Annotated in this window: 16 protein-coding genes; 5 read left to right on the forward strand and 11 right to left on the reverse strand. The window is 71.1% G+C overall.

Annotated features, from left to right (window positions below):
* Nucleotides 1–143: 143 nt before the first annotated feature.
* Nucleotides 144–665, forward strand: coding sequence for a DUF4190 domain-containing protein (locus COO58_RS23995; protein ID WP_098747269.1), 522 nt, complete (start codon nt 144–146; stop codon nt 663–665).
* A 79-nt stretch (nt 666–744) separates the two neighbouring features.
* On the opposite strand, the gene COO58_RS24000 is transcribed toward COO58_RS23995, so the two are convergent.
* Nucleotides 745–2082 (reverse strand): DUF6350 family protein, encoded by a 1338-nt coding sequence (locus tag COO58_RS24000; protein ID WP_098747270.1) that lies wholly within the window; start codon nt 2080–2082, stop codon nt 745–747.
* Nucleotides 2083–2229: 147 nt separating this feature from the next.
* Here COO58_RS24000 and COO58_RS24005 point away from each other — a divergent pair, with 147 nt between their 5' ends.
* On the forward strand, nt 2230–2499 hold the full coding sequence (locus COO58_RS24005) for a hypothetical protein (RefSeq protein ID WP_091570450.1): 270 nt from the start codon (nt 2230–2232) through the stop codon (nt 2497–2499).
* Nucleotides 2500–2553: 54 nt separating this feature from the next.
* Here COO58_RS24005 and sucD read toward each other — a convergent pair whose 3' ends face one another.
* The 3 genes from sucD to COO58_RS24020 all read right to left on the reverse strand — a co-directional run bounded on the left by sucD (nt 2554) and on the right by COO58_RS24020 (nt 5473).
* On the reverse strand, nt 2554–3441 hold the full coding sequence (gene sucD / locus COO58_RS24010) for a succinate--CoA ligase subunit alpha (protein ID WP_091570445.1): 888 nt from the start codon (nt 3439–3441) through the stop codon (nt 2554–2556).
* 2 nt (nt 3442–3443) lie between these two features.
* The gene (sucC, locus tag COO58_RS24015; RefSeq protein ID WP_091570441.1) at nt 3444–4622 is read right to left on the reverse strand and encodes an ADP-forming succinate--CoA ligase subunit beta; all 1179 of its coding nucleotides are present in this window, start codon (nt 4620–4622) and stop codon (nt 3444–3446) included.
* 446 nt (nt 4623–5068) lie between these two features.
* Entirely contained in the window at nt 5069–5473 is a 405-nt protein-coding gene (locus tag COO58_RS24020; protein ID WP_091570437.1) for a cobalamin B12-binding domain-containing protein, read from the reverse strand.
* Between the two features lie 386 nt (nt 5474–5859).
* Here COO58_RS24020 and COO58_RS24025 point away from each other — a divergent pair, with 386 nt between their 5' ends.
* On the forward strand, nt 5860–6573 hold the full coding sequence (locus tag COO58_RS24025) for a M23 family metallopeptidase (RefSeq protein WP_091570434.1): 714 nt from the start codon (nt 5860–5862) through the stop codon (nt 6571–6573).
* 261 nt (nt 6574–6834) lie between these two features.
* Entirely contained in the window at nt 6835–7602 is a 768-nt protein-coding gene (locus tag COO58_RS24030; RefSeq protein ID WP_369700216.1) for a M23 family metallopeptidase, read from the forward strand.
* 61 nt (nt 7603–7663) lie between these two features.
* On the opposite strand, the gene pcrA is transcribed toward COO58_RS24030, so the two are convergent.
* Entirely contained in the window at nt 7664–10057 is a 2394-nt protein-coding gene (gene pcrA, locus COO58_RS24035; RefSeq protein ID WP_098747271.1) for a DNA helicase PcrA, read from the reverse strand.
* A gap of 288 nt (nt 10058–10345) precedes the next feature.
* On the opposite strand from pcrA, the gene COO58_RS24040 reads away from it, so the two are divergent.
* A complete protein-coding gene (locus COO58_RS24040; protein ID WP_091570427.1) occupies nt 10346–10699 on the forward strand; it encodes a chorismate mutase in 354 nt (117 codons plus the stop codon).
* Between the two features lie 65 nt (nt 10700–10764).
* Here COO58_RS24040 and COO58_RS24045 read toward each other — a convergent pair whose 3' ends face one another.
* The 6 genes from COO58_RS24045 to COO58_RS24070 form a co-directional block, all read right to left on the reverse strand.
* Nucleotides 10765–11781 (reverse strand): ABC transporter ATP-binding protein, encoded by a 1017-nt coding sequence (locus COO58_RS24045; protein WP_091570424.1) that lies wholly within the window; start codon nt 11779–11781, stop codon nt 10765–10767.
* On the reverse strand, nt 11774–12802 hold the full coding sequence (locus tag COO58_RS24050) for an ABC transporter ATP-binding protein (RefSeq protein ID WP_098747272.1): 1029 nt from the start codon (nt 12800–12802) through the stop codon (nt 11774–11776). The genes COO58_RS24045 and COO58_RS24050 overlap by 8 nt, the downstream gene beginning before the upstream one ends.
* Nucleotides 12803–12827: 25 nt before the next feature.
* Nucleotides 12828–13805, reverse strand: coding sequence for an ABC transporter permease (locus tag COO58_RS24055; protein ID WP_098747275.1), 978 nt, complete (start codon nt 13803–13805; stop codon nt 12828–12830).
* Entirely contained in the window at nt 13798–14724 is a 927-nt protein-coding gene (locus tag COO58_RS24060) for an ABC transporter permease (RefSeq protein ID WP_091570405.1), read from the reverse strand. Before COO58_RS24060 ends, COO58_RS24055 begins: the two co-directional genes overlap by 8 nt.
* A 158-nt stretch (nt 14725–14882) precedes the next feature.
* Entirely contained in the window at nt 14883–16523 is a 1641-nt protein-coding gene (locus COO58_RS24065) for an ABC transporter substrate-binding protein (protein ID WP_098747277.1), read from the reverse strand.
* Nucleotides 16524–17087: 564 nt separating this feature from the next.
* Nucleotides 17088–17765 (reverse strand): response regulator transcription factor, encoded by a 678-nt coding sequence (locus COO58_RS24070; protein WP_091570399.1) that lies wholly within the window; start codon nt 17763–17765, stop codon nt 17088–17090.
* Nucleotide 17766 lies beyond the last annotated feature (1 nt).

The following is a 17766-nucleotide window of genomic DNA, read 5'->3' on the forward strand; positions in this document are numbered from 1 at the left end:
CAACCCTATCGGTGCCCTCCGGGCGTCCCGTCCGCGGGCGGGCGCGCCGCTGGTGATCTCCCCGATGGCGGCGACACGATACGCTGCCGTCGCCCGGTGCCGTGCGCACCCGACCATGGACCCCCAGTTTGAGGAGCACCTCGATGCAGCCCGGATACCCCGGTCAGGACCCGTACGGCCAGCAGCCGAACCACCCGACCGCACAGCCGCACGACCCGTACGCCCAGCCGCCGCAGGCGCCGCAGTACGGGCAGCAGCCGACCTCGGGTCAGCCCTACGGCCAGCCCACCTCCGGCCAGCCCTACGGCCAGGACCCGTACGCGCAGCAGCAGCAGCCGTACGGCGCCGCGCCGCAGTACCCGGCCGCCGGCTACCCGGCCGGCCCGGGCCAGGGGCAGGGTCAGAACAACACCATGGGCCTCGTCGGCATGATCGTCGGCATCGCCTCGATCGTGCTCGGCCTGTGCTGCCCGCTGCTGGGTGTGCCGGCCGGCATCGTCGGCATCGTGCTCGGCGTGATGGGTCAGAAGAAGGTCCAGGCGGGCGAGGCCAGCAACCCGGGCCAGGCCAAGGCCGCCCTGATCTGCGGTGGTGTCGGTGTGGTCGTCGGCATCATCAGCGCCATCGCCGGCGCCGCGATCAACATGGGCAACTTCGGTTCCTGACCGGCTCCGTGCAGGGGGCGTCCGGCGACCGCCGGGCGCCCCCTCGCGCGTTCCCGGCCCACCTCCCGGACGGGCGGGGTCAGCGGGCGGCGGGGGTGGCGCGGGGCGGGGGCGCCGGGCGGGACGGCGGGGCGGTGGGACGGGTCAGGGTGCGGGTGGCGGCGGCGCCGAGCGCCGCACCCACGGCGATCACCAGCGTGGCCACGCCGGCCACCGGCCAGGGCGCCGGACCGATCTCGGCGAGCCGACCACCGCCGAGCGGGCCGCCGGAGGCCGCCGCGACCAGCCCCAGCAGCGCGCCCGCGACCGGCCCGGCGAGCGCCGCCGGCACCAGCAGCGCCGCCCACCCGACCTCGGCCCGCTCCTCGGCCGCCACCCGCAGCAGCCTCCGGGCGAGCAGCCAGCCGGCCGCCATCGCGGCCAGCACGGGCACCGCGAGCAGCCCCGACCCGAGCCCGTCCACCGGCCCGCGCGGCAGACCGGCGAGCAGTGGTACGGCCGGCAACGCGCCGACCGACACCTCGCTGGTGCGCACGGCGGTGTCCGTGCCGACGGCGAACCCGGGACCGAGCAGGTAGCTGACCGACCAGGCGGTGGCGTTCGGCGCGTAGGCGAGGCTGACCAGCGTGATGCCGGCCTGACCGGCCACCCCGGTGCGGTAGGCCCCGATCATGTCGGCCGCGTCGCCGCCGCCGGTGGCCACCGCCAGCCCGGCCGCGCCGGCGCCCGCGCCGCACAGCAGCAGCGCCGCGACCAGGCCGGTGCGCAGCCCGTCCCGCACGGCCGGCGGGCAGCGCCGCGCCAGCAGCCCCCACACCCCGGTGGTGCGCAGTGCGCCGACCAGGGCGGCAGGGGCGGCGAACGCGGCGAACGTGAGCGCGGCGGTGACCGGGGAGACCCGCAGGCCGCCCGCGCCGACGGCGATCGCGGCGATCGCGCCGAGCAGCGCGTATCCGACGGCGACGGCGACCGCGACGGTGAGCGCCTGCCGGGGCGAGCCGCCGCCGCGGGCCCCGACGGCGCGGCTGACGTGCACCCCGGCGCGGGTGAGCCGCCAGACGACGAGCGCGCTCAGCGCGAGCGGCGCCAGGCCGAGCGGCCCGGCCGCGGTCTGCAGCGGCACCCCGTGCCCGAGCAGCCAGCCGGCGAGGCCGGCGCGGACCGCGCCGCCGAGCGAGCCCGCGTCCTCGCTGAGCTGGGCCAGGCCGAGCACCACGGTGACCGGCAGCCAGGAGGTCACCGCGGCCCAGAGCGCGGCCACCCCGGCGGCGACGGGCAGCGGCGCCCGGCTGCGGGACGGCTCGCCCGCCCGGGGCGCGGGCACGCGGACACCGGGGCGGGCACGGCCGGGCGGCCGGGCACCGGCGCCGGGACCGGCGGCCGAGCGGCGGGGCTGGTCAGGGGTGACACGTGACATCGCGTCTACTCTGGCACGCCGCACGAAGGACGGCAGTCCGATACCGCGGCGAGTTCGCCGAACCCCCGGATCGGCGGTGGTGATCCGTCTAGCCTCGGCTTCAGACGCGACCTTTCCTGTCGCGGCACCGACCGCTCGGAGGAAGCCGTGAACGCTCCGTATCCGCCGCCACCGCCGCCACCGGCCGCCGGCCGGGACCGGACCACGCTCTGGGGCGTTCTCGGCATCGTGCTCGGCCTGCTCTGCTGCGGAATCCTGGGCATCGTCTTCGGGTGGTTGTCCATCCGCGACGCGCGGCGCAACGGCAAGTCACCCTTGCTCGGCTGGCTGGCCATCGCGTTCGGCGTCGTCAACATCGTGGCCAGCGCCATCGTGCGGGCCCGGGGCAGCTACTACTACCCGTACTGGTACCGCTGAGCGTGAGGGGGCCGACCGGACCCGGTCGACCCCCTCGGCACGTCGTGCGACCGCTCAGCGGCCCGACATGATCTCCCGCATGAGCTTGGCGGTCTCGGTCGGGGTCTTGCCGACCTTGACGCCGACCGCCTCCAGCGCCGCCTTCTTCGCGTCGGCGGTGCCGGCCGAGCCGGAGATGATCGCGCCGGCGTGACCCATGGTCTTGCCGGGCGGGGCGGTGAAGCCGGCGATGTAGCCGACCACCGGCTTGGTGACGTTGGCCTTGATGAACTCGGCCGCGCGCTCCTCGGCGTCGCCGCCGATCTCACCGATCATGACGATGGCGTCGGTCTCCGGGTCCGCCTCGAAGGCGGCCAGCGCGTCGATGTGGGTGGTGCCGATGATCGGGTCACCACCGATGCCGACGCAGGTGGAGAAGCCGATGTCGCGCAGCTCGTACATCATCTGGTAGGTCAGCGTGCCGCTCTTGCTGACCAGGCCGATCCGGCCGGAGCCGGTGATGTCGGCCGGGATGATGCCGGCGTTGGACGCGCCCGGCGAGGCGATGCCCGGGCAGTTCGGGCCGATGATCCGGGTCCGCTCACCCTGGGCGACGTTGTACGCCCAGAACGCGGCGGTGTCGTGCACCGGTACGCCCTCGGTGATCACCACGGCCAGGTCGATGCCGGCGTCGATCGCCTCGACCACGGCGGCCTTGGTGAACTGCGGCGGCACGAAGATGACCGTGACGTCGGCCCCGGTCTCCTTCATCGCGTCCGCGACGGAGGCGAAGACGGGCAGCTCGGTGCCGTCGAAGTCGACGGTGGTACCGGCCTTGCGCGGGTTGACGCCGCCGACGACGGTGGTGCCCGCCGCGAGCATCCGCCGGGTGTGCTTGGAACCCTCGGAACCGGTCATCCCCTGCACGATGACCTTGGAGTCCTTGGTCAGCCAGATAGCCATTGTCAGACCCCCGCAGCTGCCAGCTCGGCGGCCCGCTCGGCCGCGCCGTCCATGGTGTCGACCCGCTGGATGAGCGGGTTGGCCGCGCCGTCGAGGATGGCCCGACCGGCCTCGGCGTTGTTGCCGTCGAGGCGGACCACGAGCGGCTTGGTGGCCTTCTCGCCGCGCTGCTCGAGCAGCGCCAGCGCCTGCACGATGCCGTTGGCGACCGCGTCGCACGCGGTGATGCCGCCGAACACGTTGACGAAGACGCTCTTCACCGACGGGTCGGAGAGGACGATCTCCAGGCCGTTCGCCATCACCTCGGCGCTCGCGCCGCCGCCGATGTCGAGGAAGTTGGCCGGCTTGACGCCGCCGTGCCGCTCACCGGCGTACGCGACCACGTCGAGCGTGGACATGACCAGGCCCGCGCCGTTGCCGATGATGCCGACCTCGCCGTCGAGCTTGACGTAGTTGAGGTCCTTGGCCTTGGCGGCCTGCTCCAGCGGGTCCACCGACGCCTGGTCGACCAGGGCCTCGTGGTCCGGGTGCCGGAACCCGGCGTTCTCGTCCAGGGTGACCTTGGCGTCCAGGAGCAGCAGCTTGCCGTCCTTGGTGGTGGCCAGCGGGTTCACCTCGACCAGCGTGGCGTCCTCGGCGACGAACGCCTGCCACAGCTTGACCGCGACGTCGACGACCTGGTCGGCGATCTCGGCCGGGAAGCCGGCCGCGGTGACGATCTCGCGCGCCTTGGCCTCGTCGACGCCGGTGTTGGCGTCGATCGGCGCCTTGACGACCCGGTCCGGGGTCTCGGCGGCGACCTGCTCGATGTCCATGCCGCCGGCGACGCTGGCGATGCAGAGGAAGGTGCGGTTCGCCCGGTCGAGTAGGTACGAGAAGTAGTACTCCTCGGCCACGTCCGCGGTCACGGTGATCATGACCTTGTGGACGGTGTGACCCTTGATGTCCATGCCGAGGATGTCGGTGGCCCGGGCCACCGTCTCCTCCGCGCCCTCGGCCAGCTTCACGCCGCCGGCCTTGCCGCGGCCGCCGACCTTCACCTGCGCCTTGACGACCACCCGACCGCCGAGGCGTTCGGCGATCGCGCGGGCCTCCTCCGGGGTAGTGGCGACGCCGCCGGCGAGCACGGGCAAGCCGTGCCGCTCGAACAGGTCCCGCCCCTGGTACTCGTACAGGTCCACGATTGCGCGTCCCGTCCCGTCTCCGCGGCGCGCCGTCGCGCCGCCACCAGCGTTGGAAAATCAGTTTGACGCCTGTCATCAGAACAGACAGGCCATTTGCCGCAGCCTAACGAGATGGGAACCAGCGGCAACCGAGCGGGTGCGCGGTGTGCGGTAATGCACAGCCGTCGTCGCCGGGGTGGACGGCCGAGCGACGGACGGGGGCCGCCGGAGCGCGCGGCGTCAGCCGTCCGGGGGATGTCCGGAGCCGGGCGTAACCCCCCGTCGGGGGCGTCGTTGAGTCTGATGTCGGAGCGCTGGTCAAGCGCGACGGCGGGAGCGGCCGATGCCCTGTCGGTCGAGGGGTGGCGGCGGGGCATCGTGCATAGAGGGGCCGGGCGTGTGAGGGGTGCGTCCGGCCCCTCCCCCTGCCCGGGTTCGGGACCGGGCCCGCGGAGACCGGCCGGTCAGCCGACCGGCTGGGCGACGTTCTCCCGCACCCAGTCGACGATCGACCCGGTGGTCGCGCCCGGGGTGAAGATCTTCGCGACGCCGAGCCGCTCCAGCTCCGGGATGTCGGCCTCGGGGATGATGCCGCCACCGAAGACCACGATGTCCGCCGCCTCGCGCTCGGCGAGCAGTTCGAGGACCCGCTTGAACAGGGTCATGTGCGCGCCGGAGAGCACGGAGAGACCGACCGCGTCCGCGTCCTCCTGGATGGCCGTTTCGACGATCTGCTCGGGCGTCTGGTGCAGACCGGTGTAGATGACCTCCATGCCCGCGTCGCGCAGGGCACGGGCGACGACCTTCGCGCCCCGGTCGTGGCCGTCCAGGCCGGGCTTCGCGACGACGACCCGGATTCGAGAGCTCATCTGCGCACACCTTTCACCGGCACCGGCACTGCTGACCTGAACGAACGGTAACCCGGCCGGGCGCGGGGCGGGAAGCCGGGCCGCGCACTACCGCCCGACCTCGTACGCCGGAAGTCGGACACCTCCGCCGATCGGTCACTGTCCGCGACGAACGGACAGTTGACGGGCCATCCGACCAGCGGCACGAGATATGACAAGCTCGGATGGAATTGGACATAACGAAACGCCAGTTCGGCGCTTCGGCTTGTGACAGGAGTGGCGGTTGGCTAACGTGTCCACGGTTGTCATCGAGTCCACGGACGGGTGACGACGCGACACCGGAGGTTCGGCGGAGCTTCACCGAACGGTCCGGAGTCGCATCGGATCCCCGACAACGGAGGGTGTGCGTGCGCCAGCGCCTGTCGTCTGAGCCCGATCGATATCGCGGCCGTCGCCGCGTACCCACCCCCCCGCGGAGCCGCTACGCGGCGGTCGTCACCACCGCCTTCGTCGGCGCCGGCATCGTCGCCCTCGGCGCGAACGCCCTCCCCGACGCCAAGAGCGTCAGCCCCTCGGTCCTCGACGAGCTCCGGCAGGCCTCGGTCGCCAGCCAGGACGCCGCGGCCCGGGCCGACAGCGCCGACCGCGCCACCCGTGACGACCGGTCGACCGACGCCGCCGCGAGCGAGCAGGACCCCTGGCTCCTCCCCCTGCACGGCTACGACTTCAAGTCGCCCTACGGCGTGCGCTGGGGCAAGCTGCACACCGGCATCGACCTGGTCGCGCCCGAGGGCACGCCCTACAAGGCCATCCACTCCGGCACCGTCACCAAGGCCGGCTGGTTCGGCGGCTACGGCTACGCGGTGATCGTCAAGCACTCCGACGGCAGCGAGGCCATCTACGGCCACTCCTCCGCGGTGACCGTCAAGGAGGGCCAGGAGGTCAAGGCCGGCGATCAGCTCGGCCTGGTCGGCAACACCGGCCACTCCTACGGCTCCCACCTGCACCTCGAGGTCCATGTCAACGGCCAGCCGCTGGACCCGGTGCCGTGGCTCCAGGAGCGCGGAGTGGACATCAAGCTCGAAACCGAGGCACTCTACGGCGACGTGGCCGCGTCCTGACCCTCCGCACCGCCCGATGACCGCCCGGATCCCGTGATCCGGGCGGTTTCGTCTGTCGGCAAGTCTGCTGGATCACAGTTGCGGATGTGAGCGGGCCCACACCGGCCGGTGATCGTCTCTTCCGGGGAACCACCCAAGCGGCGTCAACCCGGGCAGGACGCCGGCCCGGACCGGCCCGGCCGGGAGACCCGCCGGCCCGGCCGCCCCGCCGCTGACACCAGTATTTCGAGGTCACGTGCCCCTCGACTGGTGAAGGTCCCCGTGCAACACAGCAGTCCCACCCCGAACGGCAACACCCCGGACAACGCCCCCGCCCGCCACCGGCGCCCCCGCCGGGCACGGCGCACCGTATACCTGGTCACCGGCGCGGTGGCCCTGCTCGGGCTCGGCCTTGGCGGTGTCGTGGTCGCGACCACCGATGAACCGACCCCGGCGCCGGCGGCGGTCGACTTCGACGCGCGGGCACGCGCGGAGGACGCCGCCCGCGCCGACCGCTCGGCCCGGGAGTCGGTCAGTCCCGTCACGCCGTCGGCCACCCCGGCCAGCCCGTCCCCGAGCCCGAGCGCGGCCGCCCCGAAGCCGAGGAAGACGGTGAAGCCGAAGCCGAAGAAGAAGGCCGCGCCGAAGCCCGGCTGGGTGATCCCGATGAAGGGCGCCGAGATCACCTCCTGCTACGGGCAGCGGTGGGGAACCCTGCACGCGGGCATCGACTTCGCCATGCCCGCCGGCACGCCGATCCGGGCCGCCGCGGCGGGCACCGTGGTCAAGGCCGGCGACGTCGGTGACGGTTACGGCAACTCGGTCTTCGTCGACCACCACAACGGCTACCTGACGCACTACGCGCACCAGAGCCGGCTCCTCGTCGACGTCGGCGACAAGGTCCGGGCCGGCCAGGTCATCGGCTACGAGGGCGCGACCGGTGACGCGACCGGACCGCACCTGCACTTCGAGGTGCACCAGGGCGCGATGTGGAACCAGATCGACCCGGCGCCGTTCCTGCGCGCCCGGGGCGTCGACGTGGCCTGCTGACGGCCACGGCACAAGGAGGGGCCCGGCCCGGCGGCACGCCGGACCGGGCCCCTCCCGTCGGTCAGAGCTTGTCGATCGGGGCGTGCCGCAGCACCAGCCACATGGTCTGGTCGCCGAAGTCGATCTGGGCCCGGGCGCCCGGGCCGGCGCCCTCCACCGCCAGCACCCGACCCAGGCCGTAGCGCTGGTGGTTGACCCGGTCGCCGGCCGAGACCTTGGGCGCCTGCTTCAGCTCGCTCGCGGTGGACAACCGGCTGGCGTCCACGCCCAGACGCTTGGCCAGCTCGGTCGCCTTCGGGGTGCCACCGGCGAAGCCGCCGCGGCCCATCCGGTCCGCCCGGCCGCCGACGCCGCCCCCACCGCCGCCCCACGAGGTGTACGAGCCCTCGGTGCGCTCCCACCGGACCAGCTCCGGCGGCAACTCCTCCAGGAACCGCGACGGCGGGTTGTAGGCCGGCGCGCCCCAGGCCGACCGGGTGACCGCCCGGGACAGGTAGAGGCGCTGCCGGGCCCGGGTGATGCCCACGTACGCCAGGCGTCGCTCCTCCTCCAGCTCGCGGGTGTCGCCGAGCGAGCGCAGGTGCGGGAAGACGCCGTCCTCCAGGCCGGTCAGGAAGACCACCGGGAACTCCAGGCCCTTGGCCGTATGCAGCGTCATGAGCGTGACGACACCCTGATGGTCCGGGTCGTCGGAGGGGATCTGGTCGGCGTCGGCGACCAGCGCCACCTGCTCCAGGAAACCGGCCAGGGTGGCCCGCTCGTCGTCGGCGCCCAGCGCCTCGATCCGCTCGGTGTATTCCCGGGCGACACTCACCAGCTCCTGGAGGTTGTCCACCCGGCCGGCGTCCTGCGGGTCGAGGCTCTCCTCCAGCTCGGCCAGGTAGCCCGAGCGGGTCAGCAGCGCCTCCAGCACCTCCTCCGGGGTGCCGGTGGCGGCCAGCTCACGCGCCTCGTCGAGCAGCGCGACGAACTCGGCGATGCCGTTGGCCGCCCGGGTGGAGATCCCCGGCGCCGTCCTGGCGCGGCGCAACGCGGCGCCGAAGGAGATGCGGTCCTGTGACGCCAGCGCCTCGACGCAGGCCTCGGCCCGCTCGCCGATGCCCCGGCGCGGGGTGTTGAGGATCCGGCGCAGGCTGACCGTGTCGTCGTCGTTGACCACCGCCCGCAGGTAGGCCAGCGCGTCGCGGACCTCCTTGCGCTCGTAGAAGCGCACCCCGCCGACCACCTTGTAGGGCAGGCCGACCCGGATGAAGACCTCTTCGAACACCCGCGACATGGCGTTGGTGCGGTAGAAGACGGCAACGTCGCCCGGGCGGGTGTCGCCGCCGTCGACCAGCCGGTCGATCTCCCGGGCCACCCAGTCCGCCTCGGCGTGCTCGGTGTCGGCGACGTAGCCGACGATCTGCTCGCCGGCGCCGGCGTCGCTCCACAGCCGCTTGGGCTTGCGCGAGGTGTTCCGGTCGATCACCGCGTTGGCCGCGTTGAGGATGGTCTGGGTCGAGCGGTAGTTCTGCTCCAGCAGGATCGTGCGGGCGTCGGTGAAGTCCCGCTCGAACTCCAGGATGTTGCGGATGGTCGCGCCGCGGAACGCGTAGATCGACTGGTCGGCGTCACCGACCACGCACAGCTCGGCCGGCGGGACGCCCTCGGTGCCGGAGACCAGCTCCTTGATCAGCACGTACTGGGCGTGGTTGGTGTCCTGGTATTCGTCCACCAGCACGTGCCGGAACCGGCGCCGGTAGCTCTCCGCCACGTGCGGGTGGGACTGGAGCAGGTGCACCGTCGTCATGATCAGGTCGTCGAAGTCGAGCGCGTGCGCCTCACGCAGCCGCCGCTGGTAGAGCGTGTAGGCCTCGGCCAGGGCCCGCTCGTTCGGCCCCTTGGCCCGGCCGGCGAACTCCTCGGGGTCGACCAGCTCGTTCTTCAGGTTGGAGACCTGCGCGGCGAGGCCCCGGGCGGGATAGCGCTTCGGGTCCAGGTCCAGCTCGCGGGCGACCATCTGCATCAGCCGCCGGGAGTCGTCGGCGTCGTAGATCGAGAAGGTGGACTTCAGGCCGGCGTGCTCGTGCTCGGCGCGCAGGATGCGTACGCAGGCCGAGTGGAACGTCGAGACCCACATGAGCCGGGCGCGCGGGCCGACCAGCGCGGCCACCCGCTCCTTCATCTCGCCGGCGGCCTTGTTGGTGAACGTGATCGCGATGATCTCGCCGGGGTGCACGTCCCGGGCGCCGAGCAGGTAGGCGATCCGGTTGGTCAGCACCCGGGTCTTGCCGGAGCCGGCGCCGGCCACGATCAGCAGCGGGGAGCCGGCGTGGGTCACCGCGTCGCGCTGGGGGCCGTTCAGGCCGTCGAGGAGGGCCTGCGGGTCGGACCGGGCGGCCCCGGAGCGGCGCGGCGGGGTCGGCCGGGACTCCGGCGCGGGCGGGGACGCGGGAATGTCGAAGAGAGGATGCATCGCAGTCCGAGTCTATGCCGTCGGCCGGACACTTCCCCGCCCGCGCGCCCGGGTGCGCGGGCGGCGTCACGTCCCACCTGTTGGCCGGTTTCCTTGCGCGCCCGCCCTGCCGGTCGGCATACTCGACGGCGTGTTCGATCAGCGCTTCTTTTACTACGGCACCGGGAGTCCGGCAGCCGTGGGTCGCGCCTGATCATCCAGACCTACGAAACGCCCCGGGCTCCCCGAGCCCGGGGCTTTTCCGTCCCGGGATCCGGGTACCGGGTCCGAGCCCCGAGAGGGACGACGATGATGACTGACGTGGTGGAGTCCAGCGGCAGCCTGGCGCGGCACGACCGGCCGGCCGGCGGTGACCCGACCGGTGCCGCGGCGGCCCGGACCGGCACCGACGACTCGGCGGCGGCCGAGCGGATCGGGGAGATCCGGCGACGGATCGACGAGATCGACCGGACGCTGATCGCGCTCTGGCAGGAGCGCGCCGCGCTCTCCCAGGAGGTCGGCGCGACCCGGATGGCCTCCGGCGGGACCCGGCTGGTGCTCTCCCGCGAACGCGAGATCCTGGAGCGCTTCCGCTCCGAACTCGGCGCCGACGGCACCCAGCTCGCGCTGCTGCTGCTGCGCGCCGGCCGCGGCCCGCTGTGACCGGCGCCGGATACGACGGACCGCCTGCCCGCGTCGACTGACGCGGACAGGCGGTCCGGTCGGGATCAGGCCGCGCCGTGGGTGACGACGATCTCCCGCTTCTCCGCGAAGTGGCAGGCGCTCGGGTGGTCCGAGCCCGGCCGGATCTGGAGCAGCGGCACCTCCTGGGCGCAGAGGTCCTGCGCCTTCCAGCACCGGGTGCGGAACCGGCAGCCCGAGGGCGGGCTGATCGGCGAGGGGACGTCGCCCTGGAGCCGGATGATCGCCTTGCTCTCCCGCAGCGTCGGGTCCGGCACCGGCACCGCGGACAGCAGCGCCTGGGTGTACGGGTGGGTCGGCCGCTCGTAGATCTCGTCCTCGGTGCCGACCTCCACCATCTTGCCCAGGTACATGACGGCGACCCGGTCGGACAGGTGGCGCACGACCGACAGGTCGTGGGCGATGAAGACGTACGACAGGCCGAACTCGGCCTGGAGCTTCTCCAGCAGGTTCATCACCTGCGCCTGGATGGACACGTCCAGGGCCGACACCGGCTCGTCGCAGACGATCACCTCGGGCCGCAGCGCCAGCGCCCGGGCGATGCCGATGCGCTGCCGCTGACCGCCCGAGAACTGGTGCGGGTACCGGTTGATGTGCTCCGGGTTGAGGCCGACCAGGTCGAGCAGCTCCTTGACCTTGCTGCGCCGGCTGCCCTTCGGAGCCACCTCGGGGTGAATCTCGAACGGCTCGCCGATCAGGTCACCCACCGTCATGCGGGGGTTCAGCGAGGTGTACGGGTCCTGCATCACCAGCTGGATCTGCCGGCGCAGCCGCCGCAGCGCGCCACCGGAGAGCTTGGAGATGTCCTGACCCTTGTAGAGCACCTGACCGGCGGTCGGCTTCTCCAGGTTCATCAGCACCCGGGCGAGCGTCGACTTGCCGCAGCCGGACTCGCCGACCACGCCGAGCGTCTCGCCGGCCTTGAGGTCGAAGGAGACGCCGTCGACCGCCTTGACGTGCCCGATGGTCTTCTTGAACACGATGCCCCGGGTCACGGGGTAGTGCTTGACCAGGTCACGGACCTCGATGATGTTCTCAGTCACGGTTCACGAGCTCCTCGGCGAAGTGGCAGGCGCTGGCCCGGCCGTTGCCCAGCTGCAGCAGCGGCGGCACCTTCTCCCGGCACACCGGCTGCGCCATCGGGCAGCGCGGGTTGAAGGCGCATCCCGACGGGATGTTCATCAGGTTCGGCGGGAGCCCCTTGATGGTCCGGAGCTCCTGCCCCTTCTCGTCCATCCGCGGGATCGAGTTGAGCAGGCCGAGCGTGTACGGGTGGGCGGGCTTGCCGTACAGGTCGTAGACGTCGGCTTCCTCGACGATCCGGCCGGCGTACATGACCGCGATCCGGTCCGCGACGTCGGCGACCACGCCGAGGTCGTGGGTGATCAGGATCATGCCCATCTGCCGTTCCCGCTGGAGCTCGCCGAGCAGGTCCATGATCTGGGCCTGCACGGTCACGTCCAGCGCGGTGGTCGGCTCGTCCGCGATCAGCACCTCCGGGTCGAGCGCCAGCGACATGGCGATCATCGCCCGCTGCCGCATACCGCCGGAGAACTGGTGCGGGTAGTTGCTGAACCGACCCTTGGCGTTGGGGATCTTCACCTGGTCGAGCATCTCGATCGCGCGCTTCTTGGCGTCCGCGCGGCTGAGGCCGCGGCGGATGCGGAACTGCTCCGCGATCTGGAAGCCGACGGTGAAAACCGGGTTGAGGGCCGAGAGCGAGTCCTGGAAGATCATGGCGATGCCCTCGCCACGGATCCGACGCCGCTGCTCGGCGGACATCTTGAGCATGTCCTTGCCGTGGAAGCGCACCTGGCCGCCGGTGACGAACCCGGGCGGGGTGTCCAGGATGCCCATGACGGTCTGCGCGGTGACGCTCTTGCCGGAGCCGGACTCGCCGAGCACGGCGAGGGTCTCCCCCGCGTCGACGTGGTACGTCACCCCGTTGATGACCTTGGCGACGCCGTCCCTGGTACGGAACTCCACCCGCAGGTCGTCGACCTCGAGCAGGCGGCCCGAGGGGCGGCCGGATCCGTCGGCGCCCGGAGCGGACTGCTCGGACACGAGAATGTCGGACAACTCAGTTCCCCTATCGGAGCTTCGGGTCGAGGGCCTCGCGGACCGCCTCGCCGAGCATCACGAAGCTCAGCACGGCCGCGACGAGGAACGCGGCAGGGAAGAACAGCAGGAACGGCGCGACACGGATATAGTTCTGCGCCTCGCTGATCATGATGCCCCACGACACAACCGGACTCTTCAGGCCGACGCCCAGGAAGGACAGCGTCGCCTCGGCGCCGATGAACGACCCGACCATGATGGTCCCGTAGACCAGCAGCGGGGCCAGACAGTTCGGGAGCAGGTGCTTCAGCACGATCCGCCCGGTGCCGGCGCCGAGCGCGCGCGCCGCCACGATGTAGTCGGCCTCCCGCGTGGCCAGGACCGAGGACCGCATCAGCCGCATCACCACCGGCCAGCTCAGCACCGTCAGCGACATGATCACCAGGAACATGATCTGGGCCTTGCTGTTGCTGCTGCCCGAGCCGTTGAACGTGGTCAGGATGACGATCGCGCCCAGCACGAACGGCAGGCCGAAGAAGACGTCCGCGATCCGGGAGAGCAGCGAGTCCACCCAGCCACCGCGGTAGCCGGCGATCATGCCCATGGCCCCGCCGATGAGCATCGTGCCCAGCACCGACAGCAGCGCCACGACGATGGAGGCCCGGGCGCCGTAGATGGTGCGGGCGTACACGTCCCGGCCCTGCACGTCGTAGCCGAACCAGGCGTCCGCCGACGGCTTGCCGAGGCTGCGGGACAGGTCGCCGTTGACGGCGTCGCCCGAGGAGAACAGCGACGGGAAGGCCGCCATCACGACGAACAGCAGGATGAACGCCGCCGAGATCCAGAAGAGGGGCTTGCGACGCAGGTCACGCCAGGCGTCGCCGAGCAGACCGCGCGGCTTCTCCTTGCGGGCGCCCTCGGGCAGCCCGGCGCCGGGCGACGCCGCGAGCTCGCGCGGCTCCTCGGGACGGGGGGTGCTGACGATCGATGCGGTGGAGGGGTCACTCATAACGGATCCTCGGGTCCAGGGCTGCGTACAGCAGGTCCACCAGCAGGTTCATCAGCAGGTAGACAAGCACCAGCACGATCACGATGGAGACAACGGTAGCGCTCTCCTTGGTGACGATCGAACGGAAGACCTGTCGGCCGATTCCGTTGATCTGGAAGATGCCCTCGGTGACGATCGCGCCACCCATCAGGGCGCCCAGGTCCGTGCCGAGCAGCGTGACCACCGGGATCAGCGAGTTGCGCAGCAGGTGCACCCCGACCACCCGGCGCATCGGCAGGCCCTTGGCGATCGCGGTGCGCACGTAGTCGGAGCGCCGGTTCTCGGCGATGCTGGTGCGTGCCACCCGGGCGATGTACGCCATCGAGGCACTTCCCAGCACGAAGCCCGGAATGATCAGTTCCGAGAAGCGCATCTCGCTGGAGACCGTCGGCTTGACGATGCCCCACTGCACGCCGAACAGCCACTGCAGCACGAAGCCGACCACGAAGACCGGCAGCGCGATCAGGAACAGCGTGGAGACGAGCACCAGGTTGTCCAGGAAGCCGTTGCGCCGCAGGCCGGTCAGCACACCGGCGGTGAGGCCGATGACCGCCTCGATCGCCAGCGCCACGACGGCCAGCTTCATGGTGTTCGGGTACGACGTCAGGATGATGTCGTTGATCGACCGACCGCTGAACGTCTCGCCGAAGTCGCCCTGCAGCAGGTTCTGCATGTACGTGAAGTACTGGACGAAGATGTTCTGATCCAGGTTGTACTTGTCGGTCATGAAGTCGATGTACTGCTGCGGGCAGCGCCGCTCACCGCACTTGCCGGCGAACGGGTCGCCGGGCACCGACCAGACGAGCCAGTAGATCAGGAACGTCGTGCCGATGAAGACCGGCACGAGTTGGAGTAGCCGTCTCACCAGATAACGGCCCATGGGGTGGCCTCCAGGAACAGGGGGCGTCGGACGACGGTACGCCGACACGGATGGCGGTCAGGTGCGAGGGTGGGCGTGGTGACACCCAGTCGCGGAACGGCCCCCGGGCCGGGCTCACCGGGTTCGGCGAGCCCGACCCAGGGGTCAGACCGATCGGATCAGAGCTCGACCGAGCTCAGGTCCAGCTCGCCCACGTTGGTGAGCTCGAGCTTCTTGATCTTCTCCGAGTGGCCGGCCTGCTGGCCGTAGAAGTAGATCGGGATGGTCGGGACGTCCTCGTCGACCAGCTTCAGAACCTCTTCGAACTTCTTGTGCGAGTCCTCCAGGCTGCCAGCGGCGCTGGCCTCCTTGGCGCCCGCGTCCACGGCCGGGTTGACGTACTTGCCGTCGTTCGAGGAGCCGGTCGAGGTGAAGAGCGGGTTCACCCAGTTCTCGATGTCCGGGTAGTCCTGCTGCCAGGCCGCGCGGTACGGGCCCTTCATCTTGTAGGCGTTGATGTTCTGGCGGAACACCGCGAAGGTGGGGACACCCTCGGCGCGCGCGTTGATGTTGAGGTTGGTCTTCACCTGCTGCGCAACGGCCTCCATCCAGTCCTTGTGGCTGGAGTCGGCGTTGTAGTAGAAGACCATCTCACCGGTGAAGCCGCCGGCCTTGGCGAGCAGCTCCTTGGCCTGGGCCGGGTCGAACTTGCAGGAGGTGCAGTTGCCCGCCGGGGCGCCCGGGGTCAGCGGGTTGGCCCAGCTGTCGGCCGGCTTGCGGGTGCCGAAGAAGATCTTGTCGCTGATCGCCTGCCGGTCGATCGACAGCGAGACCGCCTTGCGCAGGTCCTTGTTCGCGAACCGCTTGTCGTAGATCGGGAAGGCGATGAACGCGGTCGACGGGGTGACGGTGTTCAGCGCCCGGTCGCCGAGGTCGGCCTTGTACTTCTCGCCGGCGAGCGCGGAGGTCGGAACCGTCTCCATGAAGTCCAGGTTGCCGGAGATCAGGTCGCTGTAGGCGGCGTTCTCGTCCTGGTACAGCTTGATCCCGACGTCCTTGATCTTCACCTTGTCACGCAGGGTGTAGTCGTCGAAGCGGGTCAGCTTGATCTCGACGTTGTCCTGCCACGACACGAACTTGACCGGGCCGTTGCCGATCGGCTTCTTGCCGAAGTCCTCGGCCTTCTGGGTGAAGAAGGCGTCCGGCAGCGGCATGAAGGCGCTGTAGCCCAGCTTGGTCGGGAAGACGGCGGTCGGGGCGGCGAGGGTGACCTCGAAGCTCCAGTCGTCGAGGACCTTCAGGCCGGACATCTTCTCCTGCTTCGGCGGCGGGGCCTTCTGCGGGCCGTCGCCGTCCGGGTCGGAGGTGGCCACGTCCTCGTAGCCCTGGATGTCGGAGAAGAAGGAGCCGTTGGCGGCGCCGTTCGGCGAGTAGGCGGCCCAGTTCCAGGCGTCGACGAAGTTCTTCGCCTTCACCGGGGTGCCGTCGTGGAACTTGGTGTTCTGCTTGATCTTGATGTTGAACACCTTCGAGTCCTTGGTCTCGATGGTGTCCGCCAGCGCGTTCTGGGGCGCGCCGCCGTTGTTCGGGTACTCGACGAGACCCGTCCACATCATGTCGATGATCTTGCCGCCACCGGTCTCGGTGGTGTTGGCCGGAACCAGAGGGTTCTCCGGCTGAACGCCGTGGATCGTGATGGCGCCGTCCTTGCTGGCGCCGGCGTCACCACCGTCGCTGTTCCCGCTGGAGCAGCCGGACGCGACGAGCGCGAATGCCGCGCCAACCGCGAGGGCGCCGCTCGCCCGCTTCGAGACTCTCATTCCGAGGGGCCTCCTCTTTCTAACCTGGTTCCGTCGTGGGTTTCACGCACGTTGGGGGGGTGACACCGCCGACGACCCGAACCACAGATCGCCGGTTTACCGCAGAGGAAATCGGGACACCCCAGGGGTACCGATCGCCGGGCGCCACACCCTTCGACGAGGACACCGCGCAGGGTCGACGACCACGCAGCGGCGCGAAGAGCGCGTCACGTGGTCGGCAGGCCCGACGAGGTGCCTCACACCGGGGGGTGAGGTGCTGCCACTGTGACACCCACCGGCCCTTTCCGTGAAGGTGCCGTTATCAAGCCGTTAGTTGCCCGCCACGTTGCCGATACTTGAGAAAAGATCACAAACGTCACCGATCGCACGGCTCTGAACAGGAAAGACGTGCCCAGACCTGCCGGGACCACCCCGTACGTCCGGCGCTGTGAGATGTGCCCCGCCCACGCCGGTACGCGACGGACGCTCGCGGTTCTGACCATCCGGACGATGCCGGCCTCGGCCGGCCGTACGCCACGGCCGACCGGCCGGACGAGGGTGCCGAGGTGACCCGGTCCGCCGGGGTCAGACCAGCCGACGGTCGGCGGCCCAGCGGGACAACTCGTACCGGTTCGACATCTGGAGCTTGCGCAGGACGTTGGAGACGTGCGTCTCGACCGTCTTGATCGAGATGAACAGCTCCTTGGCGATCTCCTTGTACGCGTAGCCCCGGGCGAGCAGCCGGAGCACCTCACGCTCCCGGTTGGTGAGCTGGTCCAGCTCGGGATCGGCGACCGGCGCGTCCGGCCGGGACGCGAACGCGTCCAGCACGAACCCGGCCAGTCGCGGGCTGAACACGGCGTCGCCGTCGGCCACCCGACGGATCGCGTCGGTCAGCTCCTCGGGCGAGATGGTCTTCGTTACGTAGCCCCGGGCACCCGCCCGGATCAGGCCGATCACGTCCTCGGCGGCGTCGGACACGCTCAACGCCAGGAACTTCACCTGCGGGTGGGTCCGCCGCATCGCCTCCAGCACGGCCCGGCCACCGCCGTCCGGCATGTGCACGTCGAGCAGCACCACGTCGGGCTGGGTCGCCGCGATCCGGGCCACCGCCTCGGCCACCGAACTGGCCTCGCCCACCACGTCGACCCGCGCGCCCAGCTCGGCGCGGACGCCGGCGCGGAACATGGCGTGGTCGTCGACGAGGAACACCCGCAGCGGACCCCGCGGCGTCGCGCCCTCGACCGGTTCCTGCTCGGACATG

Origin of the sequence: Micromonospora sp. WMMA1996 (genome assembly GCF_002573675.1) — a bacterium.
GTDB classification, from domain to species: domain Bacteria; phylum Actinomycetota; class Actinomycetes; order Mycobacteriales; family Micromonosporaceae; genus Micromonospora; species Micromonospora sediminicola.

What these genes read in the sequence shown, in the direction of transcription:
- COO58_RS24020 (WP_091570437.1), bottom strand. Translation starts at nt 5,473, where the DNA reads ATGAGCTCTCGAATCCGGGTCGTCGTCGCGAAGCCCGGCCTGGACGGC.
- sucD (WP_091570445.1), bottom strand. Translation starts at nt 3,441, where the DNA reads ATGGCTATCTGGCTGACCAAGGACTCCAAGGTCATCGTGCAGGGGATG.
- COO58_RS24065 (WP_098747277.1), bottom strand. Translation starts at nt 16,523, where the DNA reads ATGAGAGTCTCGAAGCGGGCGAGCGGCGCCCTCGCGGTTGGCGCGGCA.
- COO58_RS24060 (WP_091570405.1), bottom strand. Translation starts at nt 14,724, where the DNA reads ATGGGCCGTTATCTGGTGAGACGGCTACTCCAACTCGTGCCGGTCTTC.
- COO58_RS24055 (WP_098747275.1), bottom strand. Translation starts at nt 13,805, where the DNA reads ATGAGTGACCCCTCCACCGCATCGATCGTCAGCACCCCCCGTCCCGAG.
- COO58_RS24070 (WP_091570399.1), bottom strand. Translation starts at nt 17,765, where the DNA reads ATGTCCGAGCAGGAACCGGTCGAGGGCGCGACGCCGCGGGGTCCGCTG.
- COO58_RS24040 (WP_091570427.1), top strand. Translation starts at nt 10,346, where the DNA reads ATGATGACTGACGTGGTGGAGTCCAGCGGCAGCCTGGCGCGGCACGAC.
- COO58_RS24000 (WP_098747270.1), bottom strand. Translation starts at nt 2,082, where the DNA reads ATGTCACGTGTCACCCCTGACCAGCCCCGCCGCTCGGCCGCCGGTCCC.
- pcrA (WP_098747271.1), bottom strand. Translation starts at nt 10,057, where the DNA reads ATGCATCCTCTCTTCGACATTCCCGCGTCCCCGCCCGCGCCGGAGTCC.
- COO58_RS23995 (WP_098747269.1), top strand. Translation starts at nt 144, where the DNA reads ATGCAGCCCGGATACCCCGGTCAGGACCCGTACGGCCAGCAGCCGAAC.